15 protein-coding genes are annotated in these 19,246 nt (G+C 44.8%); 8 read left to right on the top strand and 7 right to left on the bottom strand.

The window, feature by feature from the left end; translation table 11 throughout:
- Positions 1–20 precede the first annotated feature (20 nt).
- The gene (locus tag BTO10_RS05470) at positions 21–914 is read left to right on the top strand and encodes a lipase secretion chaperone (protein ID WP_105023851.1); all 894 of its coding nucleotides are present in this window, start codon (positions 21–23) and stop codon (positions 912–914) included.
- 106 nt (positions 915–1,020) lie between these two features.
- Here BTO10_RS05470 and BTO10_RS05465 read toward each other — a convergent pair whose 3' ends face one another.
- Entirely contained in the window at positions 1,021–2,664 is a 1,644-nt protein-coding gene (locus BTO10_RS05465; RefSeq protein ID WP_105023850.1) for a methyl-accepting chemotaxis protein, read from the bottom strand.
- A gap of 469 nt (positions 2,665–3,133) precedes the next feature.
- Here BTO10_RS05465 and BTO10_RS05460 point away from each other — a divergent pair, with 469 nt between their 5' ends.
- The 5 genes from BTO10_RS05460 (at position 3,134) to BTO10_RS05440 (ending at position 9,199) form a co-directional block, all read left to right on the top strand.
- A complete protein-coding gene (locus BTO10_RS05460) occupies positions 3,134–3,955 on the top strand; it encodes a phosphate ABC transporter substrate-binding protein (RefSeq protein WP_063525351.1) in 822 nt (273 codons plus the stop codon).
- Positions 3,956–4,067: 112 nt separating this feature from the next.
- A complete protein-coding gene (gene pstC / locus BTO10_RS05455; RefSeq protein ID WP_004737717.1) occupies positions 4,068–4,997 on the top strand; it encodes a phosphate ABC transporter permease subunit PstC in 930 nt (309 codons plus the stop codon).
- 15 nt (positions 4,998–5,012) lie between these two features.
- Positions 5,013–5,876, top strand: a complete 864-nt coding sequence (gene pstA / locus BTO10_RS05450) for a phosphate ABC transporter permease PstA (RefSeq protein WP_105023849.1) — start codon at positions 5,013–5,015, stop codon at positions 5,874–5,876.
- Between the two features lie 92 nt (positions 5,877–5,968).
- Positions 5,969–6,718 carry a phosphate ABC transporter ATP-binding protein PstB gene (gene pstB, locus BTO10_RS05445; RefSeq protein ID WP_105023848.1) on the top strand — a complete coding sequence of 250 codons (750 nt, stop codon included), beginning with the start codon at positions 5,969–5,971 and terminating at the stop codon, positions 6,716–6,718.
- Between the two features lie 336 nt (positions 6,719–7,054).
- The gene (locus tag BTO10_RS05440) at positions 7,055–9,199 is read left to right on the top strand and encodes a sensor domain-containing diguanylate cyclase (RefSeq protein WP_105023847.1); all 2,145 of its coding nucleotides are present in this window, start codon (positions 7,055–7,057) and stop codon (positions 9,197–9,199) included.
- A 69-nt stretch (positions 9,200–9,268) separates the two neighbouring features.
- Here the strand turns inward: BTO10_RS05440 and BTO10_RS05435 are convergent, their stop codons facing one another.
- From BTO10_RS05435 to BTO10_RS05410, 6 genes are read right to left on the bottom strand one after another with little or no spacing between them, the layout of a single operon-like run.
- Positions 9,269–10,948, bottom strand: coding sequence for a BatD family protein (locus tag BTO10_RS05435; protein ID WP_105023846.1), 1,680 nt, complete (start codon positions 10,946–10,948; stop codon positions 9,269–9,271).
- 2 nt (positions 10,949–10,950) lie between these two features.
- Complete coding sequence (locus tag BTO10_RS05430; RefSeq protein WP_105023845.1) at positions 10,951–12,891, bottom strand: vWA domain-containing protein; 1,941 nt, start codon at positions 12,889–12,891, stop codon at positions 10,951–10,953.
- Complete coding sequence (locus BTO10_RS05425) at positions 12,884–13,876, bottom strand: vWA domain-containing protein (protein ID WP_105023844.1); 993 nt, start codon at positions 13,874–13,876, stop codon at positions 12,884–12,886. The genes BTO10_RS05430 and BTO10_RS05425 overlap by 8 nt, the downstream gene beginning before the upstream one ends.
- Positions 13,869–14,354: a DUF4381 domain-containing protein gene (locus BTO10_RS05420; protein ID WP_105023843.1), complete on the bottom strand. Its 486-nt coding sequence runs from the start codon at positions 14,352–14,354 to the stop codon at positions 13,869–13,871. The genes BTO10_RS05425 and BTO10_RS05420 overlap by 8 nt, the downstream gene beginning before the upstream one ends.
- Positions 14,351–15,277: a DUF58 domain-containing protein gene (locus tag BTO10_RS05415; RefSeq protein WP_105023842.1), complete on the bottom strand. Its 927-nt coding sequence runs from the start codon at positions 15,275–15,277 to the stop codon at positions 14,351–14,353. The genes BTO10_RS05420 and BTO10_RS05415 overlap by 4 nt, the downstream gene beginning before the upstream one ends.
- Positions 15,278–15,287: 10 nt before the next feature.
- Complete coding sequence (locus BTO10_RS05410) at positions 15,288–16,244, bottom strand: AAA family ATPase (RefSeq protein ID WP_105023841.1); 957 nt, start codon at positions 16,242–16,244, stop codon at positions 15,288–15,290.
- Positions 16,245–16,707: 463 nt separating this feature from the next.
- Between BTO10_RS05410 and BTO10_RS05400 the strand changes: the two genes are divergently transcribed.
- A complete protein-coding gene (locus BTO10_RS05400; RefSeq protein ID WP_105023840.1) occupies positions 16,708–18,624 on the top strand; it encodes a methyl-accepting chemotaxis protein in 1,917 nt (638 codons plus the stop codon).
- 211 nt (positions 18,625–18,835) lie between these two features.
- Positions 18,836–19,036 carry a hypothetical protein gene (locus tag BTO10_RS05395; RefSeq protein WP_004737706.1) on the top strand — a complete coding sequence of 67 codons (201 nt, stop codon included), beginning with the start codon at positions 18,836–18,838 and terminating at the stop codon, positions 19,034–19,036.
- Positions 19,037–19,246: the final 210 nt, after the last annotated feature.

Genomic DNA, 19,246 nt, shown 5'->3' with positions numbered 1-19,246 from the left:
AACACCATAAGGAAAATATAATGACTAAGGCCGCCATTTTTTCGATAACCACGATAGCCCTGATGAGTGCAGCGGCGGTCTTTTTTTTATATCCAGTGGAAGAGGGCTTAAACCCAAGCAATAGCAAACAACAAAGCATCTCCTCGTTGAAAGTGAGCTCTCAACAAGACACCGATATTGATAATGCATCGGCTAAAGACACAATGGATTACTTTGTCTCTGGACAAACAGAGCTTACCCTTGAAGATATTCGTAGCAACGTTGCTCAACATCATGCTCAATCACAAGGTGCGATTGTCGACGAGGCTTTGTTTGCCAAATACCTTGATTACAAGTCGGCATTGACGTCATTGGACGTTCAGTTCGACACCACCTCGATCTCTGTCGATGATCTACAACGCTTAAACCTAGCCTTACTCGATCTTCAGGCTCAGTTTTTTAGCCCGAGCGAGATAAGTATTTTATTTACTCACGATAACCAAATGAGGGAAATTTCCCTAGAAAAGCTTCGATTGAAGCAAGAAGGGTTGAATGAGCTGGAGTACCAGCAACGGTTAGATTCTTTAATCTCTGAGCAAGCCGATTATGTTCAAACGAGTCACAAGAATCAGGTATTGCTTCAACAATTATCCAATTCTGAAGGGCTTGATCAGCAAGAGAAATACTTGAAGCGAAATGAACTAGTGGGTGATGAAGCGGCGCAAAGGCTTGAAGTACTGGACCAACAAAGAGCGGATTTTGAAGGTGCTTTAGAAATTTACTTAGCGGAGCGAAAAGATATTTTAGATGACACTGGGCTATCACAGGCCGAACGGCAAGAGACAATTGCGGAGCTTAGAGTTGCCCACTTTCCTTCAAAGCAGATTAGAAGAGTCGAAGCGATAGAACGAATTTGGGATGCAGAGCTTGAGTAGCGAGGTTCGTTTAATGAAAGAGCCTATGAGTAAAAAAACCAGTCACGAGTGACTGGTTTTTAACTACGAGGAGGGTTGTTTCGACTATAAAGTCAAACCTTAAACCCTAAACCTTAAAGAAGCCCAACTGTTGCTTCTGTTGCTCGGCAAGGTTGGATAACTCATGGCTTGCAGCAGCAGCTTGAGTAACCCCGGTTACGTTCTGGCTTACTAAGCTGTAGATGTTGGAGATATTGCGGTTGATGTCTGACGTCACTTGACTTTGTTCTTCCGCTGCCGAGGCTACCTGAGTGTTAATTTCCGTCATGTCCGTTACTGAGTTGGCAATACCAGAAAGAGCCTCGCTTACTTCAGCTGCAAGTGTTTGGTTGTGCTCTAGCATCGCCAGTGAGCCGCTCATGCTCTCGTTCGCATTGCCAGATTGAACCTGCAAACCTTCGATAATGGTTTGTATCTCTTTGGTTGAGTCTTGAGTACGTGCCGCAAGCATTCGAACCTCATCGGCAACCACAGCGAAACCACGACCACTTTCTCCAGCACGCGCCGCTTCAATAGCTGCATTCAGCGCAAGTAGGTTGGTTTGTTCAGAGATGCTTTGAATCACTTCAATTACTTTACCAATCTGTTCTGAGTGCTCTTTTAGTGTTCCCACAACATTCGCTGCTTCACTAAGCTGAATAGCCATTTGCTCATTGGCTTTGTTGCTTTCGTTAAACAAACTCATGCTGTGCGTTGCCATCTCGTCAGCTTGCTTAGACGCCGAATCTGCTTGAACGGCATTCTCGTTAACGTGAGAAGCTGTGCTCTCCAGTTGATTCACTGCTGAAGCAACTTGTTCAACTTCTTGCTTTTCTTGATCTGAGTTCACGCTTGATTGCGTCATTACTGCTGCTAGCTCTGTGGAAGCAGAAGCGACTTCAATACTGATTCGAGAAAGTGAACTTACGGTGTCACGCAGTTGGTCTACCGATTGATTAACGTCTTTTGCTAGGCGAGAGATTTCGTTATCGCCGTACTCTTCTGCTTTGACTAACAAGTTACCTTTAGCAACTTCACGCATGGTTGCTTGAATATTGCTTATTGGTTTAACAATGATGCTTGCGAGTACCCAACTGATGCCCAGTGCGACTGAAAGGATAACTAACAGTGCTACCGTCGCCGTATCAAGTGTATTGGTATGTTGCTGACCATTGATGTCCACTTCTTTCGTTGCAAGTAAGTTGAGCTTTTTAGATAGGGTATTGATGGCTTGTACCATCTCGTTGCCAGCATGACGGTATTGGTCAATGGCCACTTGGTAACGTGCATCGAAGTCAGAAGACAGAGCTGAATTACCATGTTTTGCCTTTAATAGAGGAAGCATTGTTGTACGAGAAAAGTCGACATAATGATTCATCGCCTTACTCATCGCTGCTACTTCGTCTTGCATCCCCGGCACAGTGTTTAAGGAGTTCAGTAGACGAGTGTTCAGGTCGCGCTTTTCATTAAGAGTTTGAACCAAGGTTTTCACATCATCTGCATTGAATAAGCTGTAGATCGCTTTGATGCGCATACCGTAGCTGTTGTCGACGATTTCGCCGAGTTCTTCTTTATGTAGTATCAACTGGTCTGTTGCGATAGATACCTCTTTAAAGGCATTTTCTAGTTTGTCACCACCGATAATAACCCCCGTAAAAAGCAATACGACGGAAAAGAGTACAGGAATTAGTATTTGTATTTTTATAGATAAGCCACTGAGAAGTTGGCGCATGTAATGTCCCTCTTTGAATAAATAAATGAGCAGAAGCAATTGTTATTATTGTTATTAGTGGGTGATTCTAACTTCTGAGAATGACAATTCAATCAGTAATAGATTCGATTTAGATATATGTGATAGGTATTTGATAGGTAATGATTATTAATCGTTCAATTAAGCCTCTTGACCTTTATAAAGGTAAGGCTAATAAGGGGAGATCTAGACATGTTCTACGTAACGAACAACAGTGATGGTTAATTGCGCAGGTTGTTTTAATTTGGTTGGAATAAATACTTAGTGCTTATAGAACAAGGAAATGTATTACTTTGAAGGCATCTAAATAAGTATAGAACAAGAAAATAAGTTGCAGTTGTCATATAGGCTTCAATTTAGTGAAACACAACTGTCACATTCGGATTCTAAAGTGGGCACCGTTCAAGCAAACACAACATTACGGCAATAACGCCACGAAAGGAAATTTGTGATGAAAAAGACAGTTATCGGTGCAATCGCACTTCTAGGCGCTCTAACAGTGAATACAGCTTCAGCTAACGAAACTATCTCTGTAGTTGGCTCTAACAGTGCTTCTCCACTGGTTGAAGTTTTTGCAGAAACCTTCATGAATAAAGGTGAACCAGTGTTCATCGAGATTCAAGCTCCAGGTTCTTCTGCAGGTATCAAAGCAGCAAAAAATGGAAGTGCTGACCTAGGTATCTCTTCTCGTGAACTGAAAGCAGAAGAAAAAACAGCTGACCTGAAAGAGCTAGTTATCGCTCGTGACGGTATCGCAGTTGTTGTAAACCCAAATAATGAAGTATCTGCTCTTACTTCTGAGCAAATCACTTCAATCTACAAAGGCGATATCACTAACTGGAAAGATGTGGGTGGCGCAGACAAGCCAATCGTAGCAATCACTCGTGATACTGCATCTGGTACACGTGGTGCATTCGAGGACATCATGAAGCTTAAGAAGAAAATTGGTGATAAGAAAGTATCGGCTATCTCTCAGCGTGCACAAGTTGCTAACGGTAACGGCGCACTTAAAGTTTCTGTAGCAAGCAACCCATACGCAATCGGCTTTATCTCTTTGGGTACGGTTGACGAATCTGTACATCCTCTAACTATCGATGGTGCAGCTGCGACAGTGGCTAATGTTAAGAGCGGTTCTTATAAAGTTGCTCGTCCTTTCCTAGTGCTATACAAGTCTGGCGCTCCTACAGCTGAAACTCAAAAGTTTTTGGACTGGATGGTTTCAGACGAAGCTCAAGCTATCGCTGGTAAGAAAGGTTACATCACAGTTAACTAATCTTAACTGGCTCACTCTTAATTATTGCTCAGCCTGACTTTAGGCTGAGCCTTTTCTTTCAACTTTGGCTATTTCGAGCTCTTTTTGAGTCACAAAGTTTGAGATTTTATATATGACCATCGCACATAGTGAAAAGCTTATGAATACTGAAGCAACTCAAATCAATAAGCCGAGTCTGCGTACTAAAAAGCGCGTTGACTGGAAAGAAAGAATCTTTCACGGCTTGTTCTTGTCGAGTGCTGTAATCGGCATCGTATCACTAGCCGTTATCGCTTACTTTATCGTTGCAGAGAGTATCCCTGCATTCCAAGAGGCTGGTGTTTCTGGCATCGTTTTGGGTGTTGACTGGTTACCTCCAGCTCTATTCGGTGTTGCAACCATGATTGTTGCATCGATTGTGTCGACACTAGGCGCTGTAGTTGTTGGTGTACCAGTAGGTGTATTAACCGCTATTTTTATTGCCGAGATTGCTCCTAAGCGTCTTGCAGATATTATTCGTCCAGCAGTTGAGCTTCTAGCGGGTATCCCGTCGGTAGTATACGGCTTCTTTGGTCTAGTAATTATCGTTCCGATGATTCAGAACATCTTCTCTGTACCAGCGGGTAACACCATTCTGGCAGGTATCATCGTTCTGGGTATCATGATTCTTCCTACCGTTATTACGGTTTCTGAAACTTCGATTCGTGCAGTACCACGCACTTATAAAGAAGGTTCACTTGCACTGGGTGCTTCTAAAATCTACACGATTTTTAAGCTGCTCGTTCCTGCCGCTCGTTCAGGCATTATGACTGGTGTGATTCTAGGTATCGGTCGTGCACTTGGTGAAACCATGGCAATCATCATGGTGATGGGTAACGCTCCAGCAATGCCAGAAGGTATTTTGGACTCGGCTCGTACACTAACAGCAAACATTGCGATTGAGATGTCTTACGCAAGTGGCGTTCACGCAAATGCACTCTACGCAACCGGTGTTGTACTTCTAGTGTTCATCATGATGTTAAATGGTGCTCTACTTTATCTTAACCGTGAAAAATCGAAGTAAGCGGGGATGAGTAATATGGATCTCGTAAAATTAAAACAAGCCCGTCAAACTAAAGATAACATCCTAAATGGTTTTATCTGGGCGGCAGCAGCAGTCACTGTTGGTTTCTTATTCTGGATTATTTGGTACATCCTATCGAACGGTCTGCAATACGTAGATTGGAACTTCATCACTGACGATTACACTCGTACTGGTGAAGAACGTGGTATTTTCCCAATGATCATCGCCACGATCTACATGGTTATTGCATCGATTGTCGTTGCAGCACCACTGGGCATCATGACGGCAATCTACCTAACTGAATATGCGAAAGTGGGTAGCCGACTGGTTAAAGCGATTCGATTCTGTACTGAGTCTCTAGCGGGTATTCCGTCGATTATTTTCGGTCTATTTGGTATGACCTTCTTTGTATCGATTCTTGGTCTTGGCTTCTCGATTCTGTCGGGCGCACTAACGCTAAGTATCCTGATTCTTCCTGTAATCATTCGTACTACAGAAGAAGCATTGATGGCAGTACCACAAACTTACCGTGAAGGCTCATACGGCCTTGGCGCTTCAAAAATCTACACTATCTGGCGTTTGATCTTACCAAGCGCAATGCCAGGTATCTTAACTTCGGTCATTCTTAGTATTGGTCGTGTGATTGGTGAATCAGCGCCTGTGTTCTTAACAGCAGGTATGGTGGCACGTGTTCCTGAGTCGGTATTCGACTCTGGCCGTACACTAACGGTTCACTTATATAAGCTGACAACAGAGCTATTTACTATCGACGAATGGAACCAAGCCTACGGCACGGCGACAGTCCTAATCGTATTGGTTCTCTTGATCAACATGGTTACAAAACTGATTGCGAGACGCTTCAACACGGCAACTTATTAAGCTCATTAGCTATTGGCTCCACAACAAAGAGAGCCCCGTGATAAAGAAAGCATCAAGTTAGACACGAATTTAAGAATTTAGAGATTACGAACATGAACAAATTTGATATTGAGAACCTAGATCTGTTTTACGGCGACAACCAAGCGCTTAAATCTATCAACCTGCCGATTCCAACTCGTCAGGTGACTGCTCTGATTGGCCCATCTGGCTGTGGTAAATCAACACTATTGCGTTGTTTGAACCGCATGAATGACCTAATTGAAGGCGTTACTATCAAAGGTAAGCTTGATATGGATGGTACTGACATCTATGGCGATATCGATGTAGCTGACCTACGTATCCGTGTAGGCATGGTATTCCAAAAGCCTAACCCGTTCCCAATGAGTATCTACGAGAACGTCGCATACGGCCTGCGTGCTCAAGGTATCAAGGACAAAAAGCACATCGATGAAGTGGTAGAGCGCTCGCTACGCAGTGCTGCACTGTGGGATGAAGTAAAAGACCGTCTTAAAGCGCATGCATTTGGTTTGTCGGGTGGTCAGCAACAGCGTCTATGTATCGCACGTACCATTGCAATGGAACCAGATGTAATCCTGATGGATGAACCAACATCGGCTCTAGACCCAATCGCGACACACAAGATTGAAGAATTGATGGAAGATCTGAAGAAAGACTTCACTATCGTTATCGTAACACACTCAATGCAACAAGCGCGTCGTATCTCAGACCGCACTGCTTTCTTCCTAATGGGAGAGCTTGTGGAGCACAACGAAACTAGTGTCATCTTCAGTGAGCCAAAAGATGACCGTACTAAAGGTTACGTTAACGGTGACTTTGGTTAATCGTCGATTTACGTGTGGTATTTAAGCGATTAGATACCTTTACACACTAACTGAAACGCAGGTTAGATAATCGAATAGAACAAAAGAATTATCACTATAACTATAAGCGATGGAAGTTTTGCCCCACTTTAGGTGGGGCTTTTTTATGTGTCTAAAAAAGCCCCAATGTCGATCTAATTTTGGGCAGAGAATCCCATTTTTGTCGTCCTTCTCAAGCTTGTGATAATGTTAAAGGTGAAACTGCGACCCGCTTAACATCTCATTTTTACTTACATTGATTGCATATCAAGGCTTCTGTATTTTTGCTTTATTCTTAATCGCCAATGGAAGGAAGCTGTGCCTGTTAAAGCCTTTGCAAAACAAATATCTGCGACATGCGACCATCGTCTGTTGGCTGAGTCTCTTTTTGACTATCTGGTTAAGGTGCTAGCTCCCAAAGGGATTGGAATATTTGCTGAGCCAACGCCAGAGAGCGACGCATTACCACTATTCTCTTACGGCGAACTCACTTCATTAGCGAACTATCCCGCTACATTTTGGCCTTGGGTTGCTCAGTTCGATACCGCGGACGGGGTTTTGCCAATGGCTATCAACACCTGTAAGTGGGAACACATGAAGGTACTCGGCGGTGAGTCATTCATCATGATGCTCGATAATGCGCCTGCCTCCAGAACTTATTTAATTGTTCAAAATTGTTGTACAGAGCAGATCAACCAGACTTTTGATCAAGACCTTGACGTACTTCAGTTAGCCGCAGCCCGTTGGCAGTGCATTCGAGCTGAAAAGAACGCTGCGCTTGAAATCAAACACAGAGACACTCGTGAAGCTCAATACTTAGATGAGATAAAGCTACGTGAGTTATTTGTTGAGAACATGAAGTTGGTCCATCAGGTCGCATTAGAACTGTCTAACCCTGAGTCACTCGATGCTTTGTATAAAGCCTCTGTTGAGGCTGTTCGAGATAGGCTAGGGTTTGATCGAGCGATCTTCATGTTGCTTGATATGAAAAAGCGTTGTTTCAGCGGCACTTATGGCACCGACGAAGCGGGTAAAACTAACAGTGAACACCACACTCAATACGATTTGCATCAACTTGAAGCGGAATACATCGAAGCGCTGTCTGATAATCACACGAACCTAGTCATTATCGGTAATGCACCTCTGTATACAGAAGGTAAGGTGGTCGGGCAGGGCTGGAATGGCATGCTCATCTTGCGTGAAGGCGACAAGCCTGTTGGCTGGATTGCCATGGATAACTACATTAATCGCTCACCGATTACTGATTATCAAAAGCAGATGCTTGAGTCTTTTGGCTCTCTGCTTTCTCAGATCTATATTCGCAAGCGCCAAGAGCAGAACATACGTATGTTGCACTCGAGTATGGTTGAGCTGTCTCGATGCGATAGCGTCAGTGAAGTCTGTAAGTCAGCTGTGAGTTTTGCGATTCAACATCTAGGTATCGATCGACTTGCGGTTTTCTTGACGGACAAAAAGTGCAGTTACATGCAAGGTACGTGGGGCACCGACATCAAAGGCGATATTGTCGATGAGTCTTATTATCGCTCTGAGCTGGTGGAACGTGACATTGTCGCAGCAGCACGTGCTTGCCCGAACCAAGTCGCGTTCGAGGAGTCAGTCCCTATTTATCACGATTTCAATATTGTCGGCGTTGGTTGGACGGCCATGACTATGCTCACCACAAACACGGGTGAGCCTATTGCGTTTATCGCTGCCGACAACTTGCTAACTCGTAGCCCTTTAACCTCACAGCTTCGTGAGGTAATACGTATCTTTGCTTCAAGCCTTGCTGAGGTACTGCAAAGAACCATGGCTCAAGAAGAGCTGAAAAAGCTCAATGAAACACTGGAGCAAGAAGTCAGTAAGCGCACTCAAGAGCTGGAGTTGGCGAATGAGCAATTAGACATCATCTCTAAGCTAGATCCTCTTACGCGCCTTGGAAACCGTCGTATGTTGTCGCAGGTTTTAGACGATTTGAATTGCAACGATCAAGGTGCGTTTGCCTCACAGCATGAAATCACATTTGGGTTAATCCTTGTCGACCTTGATCACTTTGGTTTGTACAACAGTGTCTATGGTCATACTGAAGGGGACGCAGCTCTGAGGACGGTAGGCGAGATACTGAATGCTCATGTTCACAATGACAAAGAAACTTTCTGTCGGATTGGCGGAGAGGAGTTTATGTTGTTGATGATTGGTACGAATCACTCAGAGACAAAGCAACGTGCAGAATCGATTAGAAAATGCATTGAAGAGGCAAAAATCCTCCATTGTGAAAGTAGTACCAGCCCTTATTTAACCGCATCCGTGGGTTATGCCTCGATAACTTCTGACCAGCATCAATTCGATTTTGATCTGTTATATGGCAAGGCAGATAAAGCCTTATATCAAGCCAAAGACTCAGGGCGAAATCGAATTGTTTCTGCATTAAAGCGTAAAAAAGTTGCAGCCTCTCTTTCTTAAAATAAAGGCCGTTGATCTCCATATGATCAACGGCCTTTGTGTTTTACTGTTCTTGATGAGCAGTGTCGACTAAAGCTTTTCTAGTGAGCTACTCTGCTTTTTACTCGCGACTCTCTTGGGCTTCTTCACCGTTTTGATTGCCAGTTCAGGGCTCCATGTTTGGGCTGATGAACCGGCTTCACCGTAAAGGCTTTGGTTTAGCTTGGTGAGTTCGGCTTCAACGGTTTGCAACGCCTCATCACTTAGATCTGTATTTTCAGATTTCCATTGTTCAAACAAGGTTCTGATCATCACACCATCGTGCGCCTTTAGAGCGCTGACTAACGCCTCTTCGGTATTGGAAGTTCTTTGTTCTGGGTGCTTCGATTGTGTGATTTTTCCACGGCGTGACCAGAAGTAGAAAGCCATTGCTGAGCTGATTAACCACAAAGCAGCGAATAGGGCGGTGAGATAAGGCCAGAAACCAGGGTTATCGACATTAATCACCGTTGGCGCTGTTTGTTGGAGCGGTGCGCTAGCAACTGGAGGTGTGCTTGATACAACACGATCACTTGCTGTTACTGCTAGCTCTAAGCCCAGAGCTTTACTGGTTTGTTCTGATTGAGCATCAGTATTGAACCAAGCTTGGGAAACGTCAGGAAGCGAGATATTTCCTGCTTCTTTTGGGATTAGAACCTGTTTGTACACTACAACTGCATCGCCGGATTTTGTGGTACCAAATTGCGGCTTTTCTTCATAAATACGAACCGATTTAGGGTAGGTGATATTCAGTTTTGGTAGTTGGTGCTGCGTTAAGTTACTCGCCGTCATGGTAATAGTACGAGTTAAAGAATCACCCACTTCCATTTCGATGGCTTGCTTGCCACCTGCTAATCCCTTGTTAGCCGTTAATTCGTTGCCTTGGCTATCCGACCATTGCTGAATCAATTTGAAGTTCGATGTAGGTAACCACTCACCCTTGTAGCCTTTTGGCACATCCTTTACGGTGACATCTAAGGTTTCAACGGGCGTGTCGAGTTGGAACAGTCGAGTTGCACTGGAGTTGTTGGTTGAGTAGACAACTGCTCCTGTTAGCTTCGGCCCGTTCAGCTTAAATTGACCTGCTTTTTGTGACGAGATTCGGAATGACTGTTGAACTACTGTCACCTCCTTTCCATTGAGAACGTCTTGAAACTGCTTCGATTCCCCAATAGGTTCTACGTCTAAGCCAGAAGAGCTTGGTGGCGCTATTTTTGGATCTTGCAGCCTTCTTGGGTCTGCTTTAATGATCAGCTTTACATCAAGCTCTGCGGTCTCTTGTGGGTATAGTGAGCTCTTACTTAGATTAAGTTGAAACTCAGCCATATCATGTTGAGTGGGCGCCGCTTTGTTAACGGCCACATTGATGGTGATAGGCTTGGTTTTAGCCCCTTCAATATCAAAGCTCGGGATCTGTATTTGGCCTAAGCGCAGTGGAGCAAGGGTGATGTTCCATTCACTAGAAACCGAACGGCTACCATTAATGATTCGCATCGATGAACCAAAACTTGGTGTACCGACATAGAAGTCTTGCTGAAGTGCGGTGAGATCCAGAGCATCAGAAGAGACCTTCTCGTCAGTGGTCACTCTAAGTAAGAATACTTCATCTTTGGTGACACTGTTCTGTGAAACGCTCGCTACGGCATTCGCCGCCAATGCTGAAAATGACGAGAAAGCGCCCAAAAGCAGTGTTAGGGCTATGGATAAAAATGGCTTATTTAGAAATCGCATGGTTACCACTTTTTGTTCTGGTTGTTAGGGGCACTTTTTTGTTGTGCTTGTAAAATCATTTGCGCTTTAAGCAGCTGGCTTGGATCTCGGACGCTCTCTACCTGCTCAAGCTTTCGCATATCCGGGTCATTTGATAGCGGCTTATCTGAGGCTTGTGTTAAAGCTTGTTGACCATCTTTATCACCTTTCTCACCTGAAGCTTGCTGTGCACTTGCACTTTGAGGTTGCGACTTATTCTGCTCTTTTTCCTCAGACTGGTTTGCTGTATTTGGCTGCTTAGATCGCTCGCCCTCTTGGTCGCCTGTGTTTGCACTCGATTGGTCTTTGGCTTGCTCTTGGTTTGCGTTTTGAGATTGGCTATCAGCTTTGCTCTGCGAATTTTCAGCGTCTGCAGAGTTTTGCTGTTGATCCTGCGAGCCTTGTGAAGAATCATTTTGCTGACCTTGCTGACCTTGCTGACCTTGCTGACCTTGCTGACCTTGCTGACCTTGCTGACCTTGCTGACCTTGCTGACCTTGCTGATTCTGCTGGTCTTGGTCTTTTTGGTCTTTGGAGTGAGAATCATCTTGCTGTTGCTGTTGCTGTTGCTGTTGCTGTTGCTGTTGCTGTTGCTTCTGGGCTTGTTTAACGATCTCTAGATTCTTCTTCGCATACTCATGATCAGGGTTGTTTTCGATAATGCGTTGATACTCTTCGATCGCTTGATCGTACTTGCCTTGCTGTGCTTGAGCATTCGCCAGGTTGTAACGAGCACTTTCGTCAGTCAAACCTTGTAGTGTTTGCTCAGCCGCTTCGAAGTCACCCGCTTTGTATTGTGAGATGCCTTTCCACTCTTGCTGTTTGAATTGTTCCGCAGCTTGCTGGAAATCTTCATCTTGATAAAGTTGATAACCGACTTGATCGTCGGTTTTCCACGGGCTTGCAAACGCAGCATTCGGTTGGCTAAATGATAGAACCACAGCTAACCCACACCAAAGAACGCCTTTTCGGAACAGCCCAAGCGCAGGTAGCAATAGGAATGGCAGTAGCCAAAAGCCATTGTTGACTCTGGTGTTGAGTGAGTTATTAGTTTTGGTTACTTCTGTCGTTGTTGCAATGCGGTCGAGATAGCTCGCTATGTGTTCAACATCCGAATTATCAAATTGAACCTCAGTAAAGGTGCCGCCATAGCTGCGTGTAAGATCGCGCATGTTTTTTAAGTTGGTTCTTGCTACTACCGTCTGTCCAGAGTCGGTTTGCATCATCGAGCCACTTGGTAATGAAATTGGTGCGCCACTTTCACTGCCCACCGCCAAGATAGATAGCGTCCAATTGCCACCAGATAGTAGCGAGTCGATCTCTTTCTTTTCTTGGTCATCGATGTCATCGGCAATGAGTACCAAATCACCTTGGTAGATCTTTGCACGAGTCATCATCTCAATGGCAAGCTTAACCGCTGCGGGGGCATTACTGCCTTGGTAAGGCATGATATCCGGAGACAAGTTCGGTACTTGGCTCTTAATGGTGTTGATGTCTGACGTTAGTGGGCTAATGGTATAAGCATCGCCAGCGTAAGCGACCATTCCGGTTAAGCCCTCATTCCACAATGAGAGTAGATCGAGCGCTTTATATCGCACTTGCGTTAAACGGTTTGGTTTTATGTCGGTAGCGTAGAGCGACATCGACATATCCATCATCACAACTCGTGCCTGTGTTTTTTCAAAGCTAGGCTGCTCATTGTTTTGAAAGCTTGGTCCGGCTAGCGCAATAACACCAACCAACCACCAGATCCCAAAGTAAGTACTGCGGTTTTTAGACGGTTTGCTTGATTCTGGGGCTAAATATCGCGCGATATGAGACGCCAGTAACCCTTGTTTTGATTGCTTCTTGCTGAGCCACCAAATAGCGGGCAGGGCAGCAAGTGCTAACAACCAATATGGGTAGATAAAAGTAAAGTTAGACATTGTTTCTCCTAATGGCTAACAGCATAAATGCGAAGAACATGGCAGCCGACAAAGGCCATACAAACCACTCTTGTTGTGGTCGCCATATTTTGGTCGCATTTGTCACGGGTTCTAGTTGGTTGATAGTGTCGTAAATCGTTGCCAGCTCTTTGCTGTCACGCGCTCGGAAGTATTGACCGCCAGTGCGTTTGGCAATTTCCATTAGCGTGCGTTCATCTAAATCTTGAGCGGTGTTTACTTTACGAGTCATGAAGAACTCTTTAACCATCATTTCGCCTGCGCCAACACCGACGGTGTAGATGGTTGCGTTGTACTTCTTGGCAATATCTGCGGCCTCTAGTGGGTCTAACACCCCGGCGGTATTACTGCCGTCGCTGAGTAGTACCATCACACGTTGAGGCGCATCACTATCTACAAAGGTTTTGGTCGCCAATCCAATGCCGTCACCAATCGCGGTTTGATTACCGATCAGTCTTAGGACTGCTTGATTGAGCTGCTGTGACAGCGTGTCTCTATCCAAAGTCAAAGGTGTTTGTAGGTAGGCATGATCGGCAAAGAGCACCAAACCAACTCGGTCGCCTTTGCGGCGTTCAATGAAGTCACTCAACACATGTTTCACTGCCGATAAGCGGTCGATGTACTCGCCATTGAATTGCATGTCCTCTTGGCTCATCGAATAAGAGAGGTCAACGACCAACATCAAATCACGGTGCTTCGGTTGAAACTCAACGGGTTCGCCATACCAGACCGGGCGAGCGCTCGCCGTTACTAGCAGTAGCCAAATAAGCACTGACAACGCTTTTGGTAAGCGAGTACTCGGTGTTTTGGTATTACTGTCTTCTGGCAGAAATGGAAGCTTGAGAGCACCGCTTGATTCTGCTTTAGGTGAGAACAAGTAAACGAGAAACGGCAATGGTGCGAGGAAAAACATCCACCACCAAACGAATTCAATGTTTAGTAAGTTAGTGCTTAGGAGATTACTCATAACGACCTCGCTTTGGAGGAAGGGCTTTGCGAATCCAAGTTTCGCAGTCAGTCACCAATTGTTGTTGGACTTTATGTTGTTCTTCGTTCATTGAAGTTGGATCTTGATAGAGTGACTGTTGCCAATGAGCTTGTTTCTCTACAAACAACGGTTTTTTCAATTGCGCGTCTAAGAACTTCAACCAATCATCACCAGCTAGGCCTGCTACTTTTTCTCGTGGGAAGTAGCTCAATGCAGCCTGACGAAGGATGCGTTGTGCTTCACTCGGAGACAAACGATCTGAAGACTGACTATTAGTGAAGTAAGACAGCGCTTCTTGCTTCGCCTGTTGATTGTTGTTTCTGCGTCTTACAATGAAAAATACAAGGGCAATCAAGATGATGGATGTGACAATCATTGCCCACCAACCCCACGCCAGAGGCCACCATGTTGGCGCATCTGGTGTAATCACAGGGCTTAAATCTAAGGGCTGCTTCATGACTGAGCTCCTGATATCTGGCTCATCAATGGCTGTGCACTCGACAACGAGCTATAGGGTATCGCGAGAGATAAGCTCAGCTGTTGTAGCTGCTGTTTTTTTAATGAGAACGCGTGATTGAGTTTTTGCTTCTCTTTCGTGGAGGAGAAGTTAAACCACTGTGTTTTACTGCCATCGGTGACTTGTTTTGAGCCTTTATAGGCCGTTTGACCTTGCTCTAGCGGGTCATAAAAATGTACAAGACGTACTCTGTTGTGTCGGCGAATTTGACTGATAAGTGAGTAGTCACTTTCTTGGTAACGTACAAAGTCACTGAGCATAATAATATCGCTTCCTTTTGGGCAAAGTTGATGAAGAGACTTCAATCCATGCTCTAAGGTAGTATTGCAACGATTATCGTCGTTGATTAGCGCTGCATTATTGATTTCTATGACTTTTTGCAAAATACGCAAAGGAGCATGGTTACTGCCACTCGGTTTGATTTCTATGATCTCTTTACCGGTATCGATGACTGCACCAATTCGGTCTTTTTGAGCGACGGTTAGCCAGCACAACTGACTAGCAAAGTGCGCAAGTTGAACCGATTTCAGTAATAAGGTTGAGCCGAAAATCATGCTGCTTGATAAATCTAAGTACAAGATGACAGGTTGTTCTCTCTCTTCAGAGAACAACTTAGTGTGCGCTTTGCCTGTTCTTGCGGTTACTCGCCAGTCAATGCTGCGTATGTCATCGCCCGCTTGGTACTGGCGAACTTCTGAGAAATTCATCCCGCGACCTTTACGGTTGCTTTCGTGTTGACCATTGAGCTGTGACCAGAGGCTTTTCGCTGGAGGTAACCATCGAACAGACTGCGCTTTGTACTGCAGCAGTTCGTCTAGGTTCAGCATCACGCCGTCACTGTGGTTCGGTAATAAATTATTCATGCGCGTGTTCCTATGCGCAACCAACCAACGAAATTAGGTGTGCAATCACTTGGTTTGCTGTGACACCTTCAGCTTGTGCGTGGTAGCTACGAAGCAGGCGGTGACGCAAGACAGGAAATGCCATCGTTTGAACATCTTGAGGTGTGACGTAGTCGCGGCCTGCAAGCCAAGCATGTGCACGAGCGCAGCGGTCGAGAGCGATAGTCGCACGTGGACTCACACCCATATCTAGCCACTGATCCAGTTGGTCGCTGTACTGCTTAGGTTGGCGAGTTGCCATGACCAGTCTGATGATGTACTGCTCAATGGTATCTGCCATGTGGATATTCAGTACTTCTTGGCGCGCTTCAAAGATAGTCTGTTGAGAGATCTCTTGTGGCTGTGCCGATTCGTTACCTTGAGCTTCGCCACGGTTGAGCCGCAGGATCTCAAGCTCACTTTCCATGTCTGGGTATTCAACTTCAAGGTGTAGCAGAAAACGGTCTAATTGAGCTTCTGGAAGTGGATATGTACCTTCTTGCTCAATCGGGTTTTGTGTCGCCATCACCAAAAATAGGTCAGGTAGGGCGTAGGTTTTTCGGCCAGCAGTGACTTGCTTCTCCGCCATTGCTTCTAGCATCGCTGCTTGCACTTTTGCAGGAGCACGGTTGATCTCATCCGCTAGGATAAGTGAGTTAAAGATCGGCCCAGATTGGAACGTAAATTCGCCTGTCTCTGGTCGGAAGATATCGGTGCCCGTCAAGTCGGCAGGCAGTAAGTCTGGGGTAAATTGAATGCGGTGGAAATCCCCTTCAACACAATCAGCCAGTGATTTGACTGCACGGGTCTTCGCTAAACCCGGAGGACCTTCAACCAGAATATGACCGTCAGCAAGTAGTGCGATCATCAGTTGTTTGACGAGCTCTTGCTGACCAATAATTTGAGACTCTAAATAGTTTTGAAGGACTTCGAAATTCGTTTTGTGCATTTTGGACTCTCTGGGTAGCCATTTGATTTTTTATTGTGAGTATTGGTCACTTCTTGAAAGCAAAAAGTTCCGGTACATCCACGTAATTTATCTTTTCAAATTTGGAACGAATTACAAGCGCTTAGCGAGTAATCCGTTTATCAGGCGATTTTTATCACATCAGCCGATATTTATATAATAAAGCCGTGGTGATTCTCATATTTTTGTTCAACACGTCTTAATTTAACATATTGAATTTTATGATTAATTAAAATATTGGCTAGGTTTATTCTGTTTCATTTGATGTGTATGTTGAATAATTTGTCTTGTTGCATTGCGTTTGCGTTTTTTTGTGAGAAAAGTCTCTAGTTTTATCAATCCCTGCCGAAACATAACTCAGACTGTGCATTCCAGCCTAAGAGTGCACTAGAAAGCCCTGTTTTAGGGATACAAATTAAGAGCGATTCTTTTTAAAGGTCCAAATATGTTTAAAGCTAACTCTCTGAGTATTAAGCAAAAGGTAGTACTGGGTATTACTTTTGCGGTTCTTGCCTCTACGGTTATTGTGGGCGCGATGGCGCAGCAACAAGCACGAGATGTACTGAGTCATCGACTGGTCGATATTGAACTTCCTGGAATGCTAGAGCGAATCAATGGTGAGATTGACCGTGAAGTTTCCCAGCTATTGTTGGCCGCTGAGCAAATTGCTTCAAATGAATTCATTTCTGATGCAATCGAGTCGACAGAGCGCGATCCAGCGTTAGAGAGTAAGTTGGTTAAACAACTGAATAATGTGCGTAACCAATACAACTTAAATGATGCTTCAGTAGCGAACCGTCAAACGGCGTATTACTGGAACCAGAATGGCTTCCTACGCCAGCTTAACCAACAACAAGATGGTTGGTTCTTTGGCTTTACTCAATCTGGGCAGCCAACCATGGTAAGCATGTTCCAAGAAGCGAATGGTGAAGTGAAGATGTTCGCTAACTACCAACAGCCTTCTGGTTTAGCGATGTCTGGTCTATCAAAATCGATGGACGACATGGTGAGCCTGCTTAATGGCTTCAAAATTGAGAATACTGGTTTTGTATTCTTAACTGATAGCCAAGGTGATGTGCAGATTCACCGTGAGCGTTCTCGCAGTGATTCTTCTCTTCAACAACTTTACGGTCCTCAAGCGAGCCAACTTTTGAATAAATCAGGCTTTAACCTGATCACAACGGAAAGCCAAGGCCAAGAATTGTTTGTCGCAAGTTTGTATGTGTCTTCAATGGACTGGTTTGTTATTGGCGTGGTACCAACGGGTGAAGTGTTTGCTGAGCTCGATGAGACAGCACAAAAGATGCTGATCATGACTGCGGTTGTGGCATTAGCATTTATCTTGATGGGCGTAGTGCTAGCAAACAGCATTACTCAGCCAATTAAACTACTAGCTAAGCGTTTTAGTGACCTTGGTGAAGGTGATGGTGACCTTGCACAGCGTATCGAAGTGAAAGGCAATGATGAAATCGCTCAGCTTTCAAAAGGCTTCAACGGCTTCATTGAGAAGATTCACGAGTCGATGAAAGAAGTATGCTCGACAAGCCAAGCGCTTCAAGTGGCGGCGGAGAGCGTTTCTCACAAAGCACACATCACCCATGACAACAGTCAAGAACAACGTGACCAGACCCTTCAAGTGGTGGCTGCAATCAACCAGATGGGCATGACCATCAGCGAGATTGCATCGAACGCGGCAACCGCTGCTGAAACGGCAACACAGGCTTCAGGCAATACAGAAGTTGGCCGTTCTGTTGTGAACAAAGCAAAAGATGCTATCAGCCGTTTGGCTCAAGACATCGAAAGCACTGGGCAGGTAGTAGAGCAACTGGCTTCTACGACTCAAGACATTGGCTCTATTCTGGGTGTTATCCGTGATATTTCAGAGCAAACCAACTTACTTGCATTGAACGCTGCGATTGAAGCTGCGCGTGCCGGTGAGCAAGGTCGTGGTTTTGCGGTAGTAGCGGATGAAGTCCGTAACTTAGCAAGTCGCACTGCAGATTCAACGGAAGAGATTCAGAAGATGATCAACCAACTGCAAAGTGATGCAAAAGATGCGGTAACCGCAATGAGTGCGGGCAAAGTGATTACGCTTGAAGGTGTATCAGCATCGGATGAAGCGGTTGATGTGTTGGGTGGTATTTCTGACCGTATCGTTGATATCTCTGACCGCAACACTCAAGTCGCGACTGCAACTGAAGAGCAATCAACAGTGGTTCACACCATTAACCAGAACATCGAAGAGATCAACGCGATTAACGAAGTTACAACAGGCACTGCTGAGCAACTTGCTGAAGCGAGCCAAGAGCTTCGTGACTTGTCTTCTCGCCTAGATAAGATGGTTGGTTCATTTAAGCTTTAATCCTTTCAAGCGGTAACATGGTTTAGAAAATGATATAGACGAAGAACTGGATTCATTTCTCGTGAATCCGGCTCTTTTTATTGGTGAGCTCATTTGCTTCTAACTGCATTTAGCTTGATCTGGTTTCGGGCTTTGCTTTCAATCAACCTAGCATCATAGGGCGGAAATGAGTAAAATCTGATTAAGTTTAATATTTAGGTAAGTATGTATCATGAGCGATTTTGAAAAAGAACTAGAGCAGATGACTCAAGAGATGGGCGATGAGCCTGAGGTAAAACTGCCATCACTTGAAGAGCAAAAAGCGATCGTTGCTGAATTTAAGCGACTAGAAGCAGAAGGCAAACTGACACCTGAAGTATTAGAAGCGCACTTTGGTCAGTTCAACAAAAAGAATGATACGCCAATCCACTAAGCTTAAAACAAACCTATGTTAGGTGACGTTGTTAAGTGATTGGTTGGGCTGAGGCTCAAACTTAACAGATAAAGGTCTAGCACACGCTAGGCCTTTTTTATTGCTTACTGGTTTTTATTGCGTACTGATATTGGTCGAATCTAAAGAAAAATCCCCCTTACAGCGTAAGAGGGATTTGAATTGGGCAAGTTATATCTTAAAGGCTTAGCG

The organism is Vibrio chagasii (assembly GCF_002954585.1).
Classification (GTDB): Bacteria; Pseudomonadota; Gammaproteobacteria; order Enterobacterales; family Vibrionaceae; genus Vibrio; species Vibrio chagasii_A.
Note: the sequence above shows the minus strand (reverse complement) of the source record. Positions and strands in the feature narration are given on the sequence as shown.

Excerpts from the sequence above, each read along its gene's own strand:
- BTO10_RS05435 (WP_105023846.1), bottom strand. The coding sequence starts at position 10,948 with ATGCGATTTCTAAATAAGCCATTTTTATCCATAGCCCTAACACTGCTT.
- BTO10_RS05470 (WP_105023851.1), top strand. The coding sequence starts at position 21 with ATGACTAAGGCCGCCATTTTTTCGATAACCACGATAGCCCTGATGAGT.
- BTO10_RS05465 (WP_105023850.1), bottom strand. The coding sequence starts at position 2,664 with ATGCGCCAACTTCTCAGTGGCTTATCTATAAAAATACAAATACTAATT.
- BTO10_RS05415 (WP_105023842.1), bottom strand. The coding sequence starts at position 15,277 with ATGAATAATTTATTACCGAACCACAGTGACGGCGTGATGCTGAACCTA.
- pstB (WP_105023848.1), top strand. The coding sequence starts at position 5,969 with ATGAACAAATTTGATATTGAGAACCTAGATCTGTTTTACGGCGACAAC.
- BTO10_RS05410 (WP_105023841.1), bottom strand. The coding sequence starts at position 16,244 with ATGCACAAAACGAATTTCGAAGTCCTTCAAAACTATTTAGAGTCTCAA.
- BTO10_RS05400 (WP_105023840.1), top strand. The coding sequence starts at position 16,708 with ATGTTTAAAGCTAACTCTCTGAGTATTAAGCAAAAGGTAGTACTGGGT.
- BTO10_RS05395 (WP_004737706.1), top strand. The coding sequence starts at position 18,836 with ATGAGCGATTTTGAAAAAGAACTAGAGCAGATGACTCAAGAGATGGGC.
- BTO10_RS05460 (WP_063525351.1), top strand. The coding sequence starts at position 3,134 with ATGAAAAAGACAGTTATCGGTGCAATCGCACTTCTAGGCGCTCTAACA.
- pstA (WP_105023849.1), top strand. The coding sequence starts at position 5,013 with ATGGATCTCGTAAAATTAAAACAAGCCCGTCAAACTAAAGATAACATC.
- BTO10_RS05420 (WP_105023843.1), bottom strand. The coding sequence starts at position 14,354 with ATGAAGCAGCCCTTAGATTTAAGCCCTGTGATTACACCAGATGCGCCA.
- BTO10_RS05430 (WP_105023845.1), bottom strand. The coding sequence starts at position 12,891 with ATGTCTAACTTTACTTTTATCTACCCATATTGGTTGTTAGCACTTGCT.
- pstC (WP_004737717.1), top strand. The coding sequence starts at position 4,068 with ATGACCATCGCACATAGTGAAAAGCTTATGAATACTGAAGCAACTCAA.
- BTO10_RS05425 (WP_105023844.1), bottom strand. The coding sequence starts at position 13,876 with ATGAGTAATCTCCTAAGCACTAACTTACTAAACATTGAATTCGTTTGG.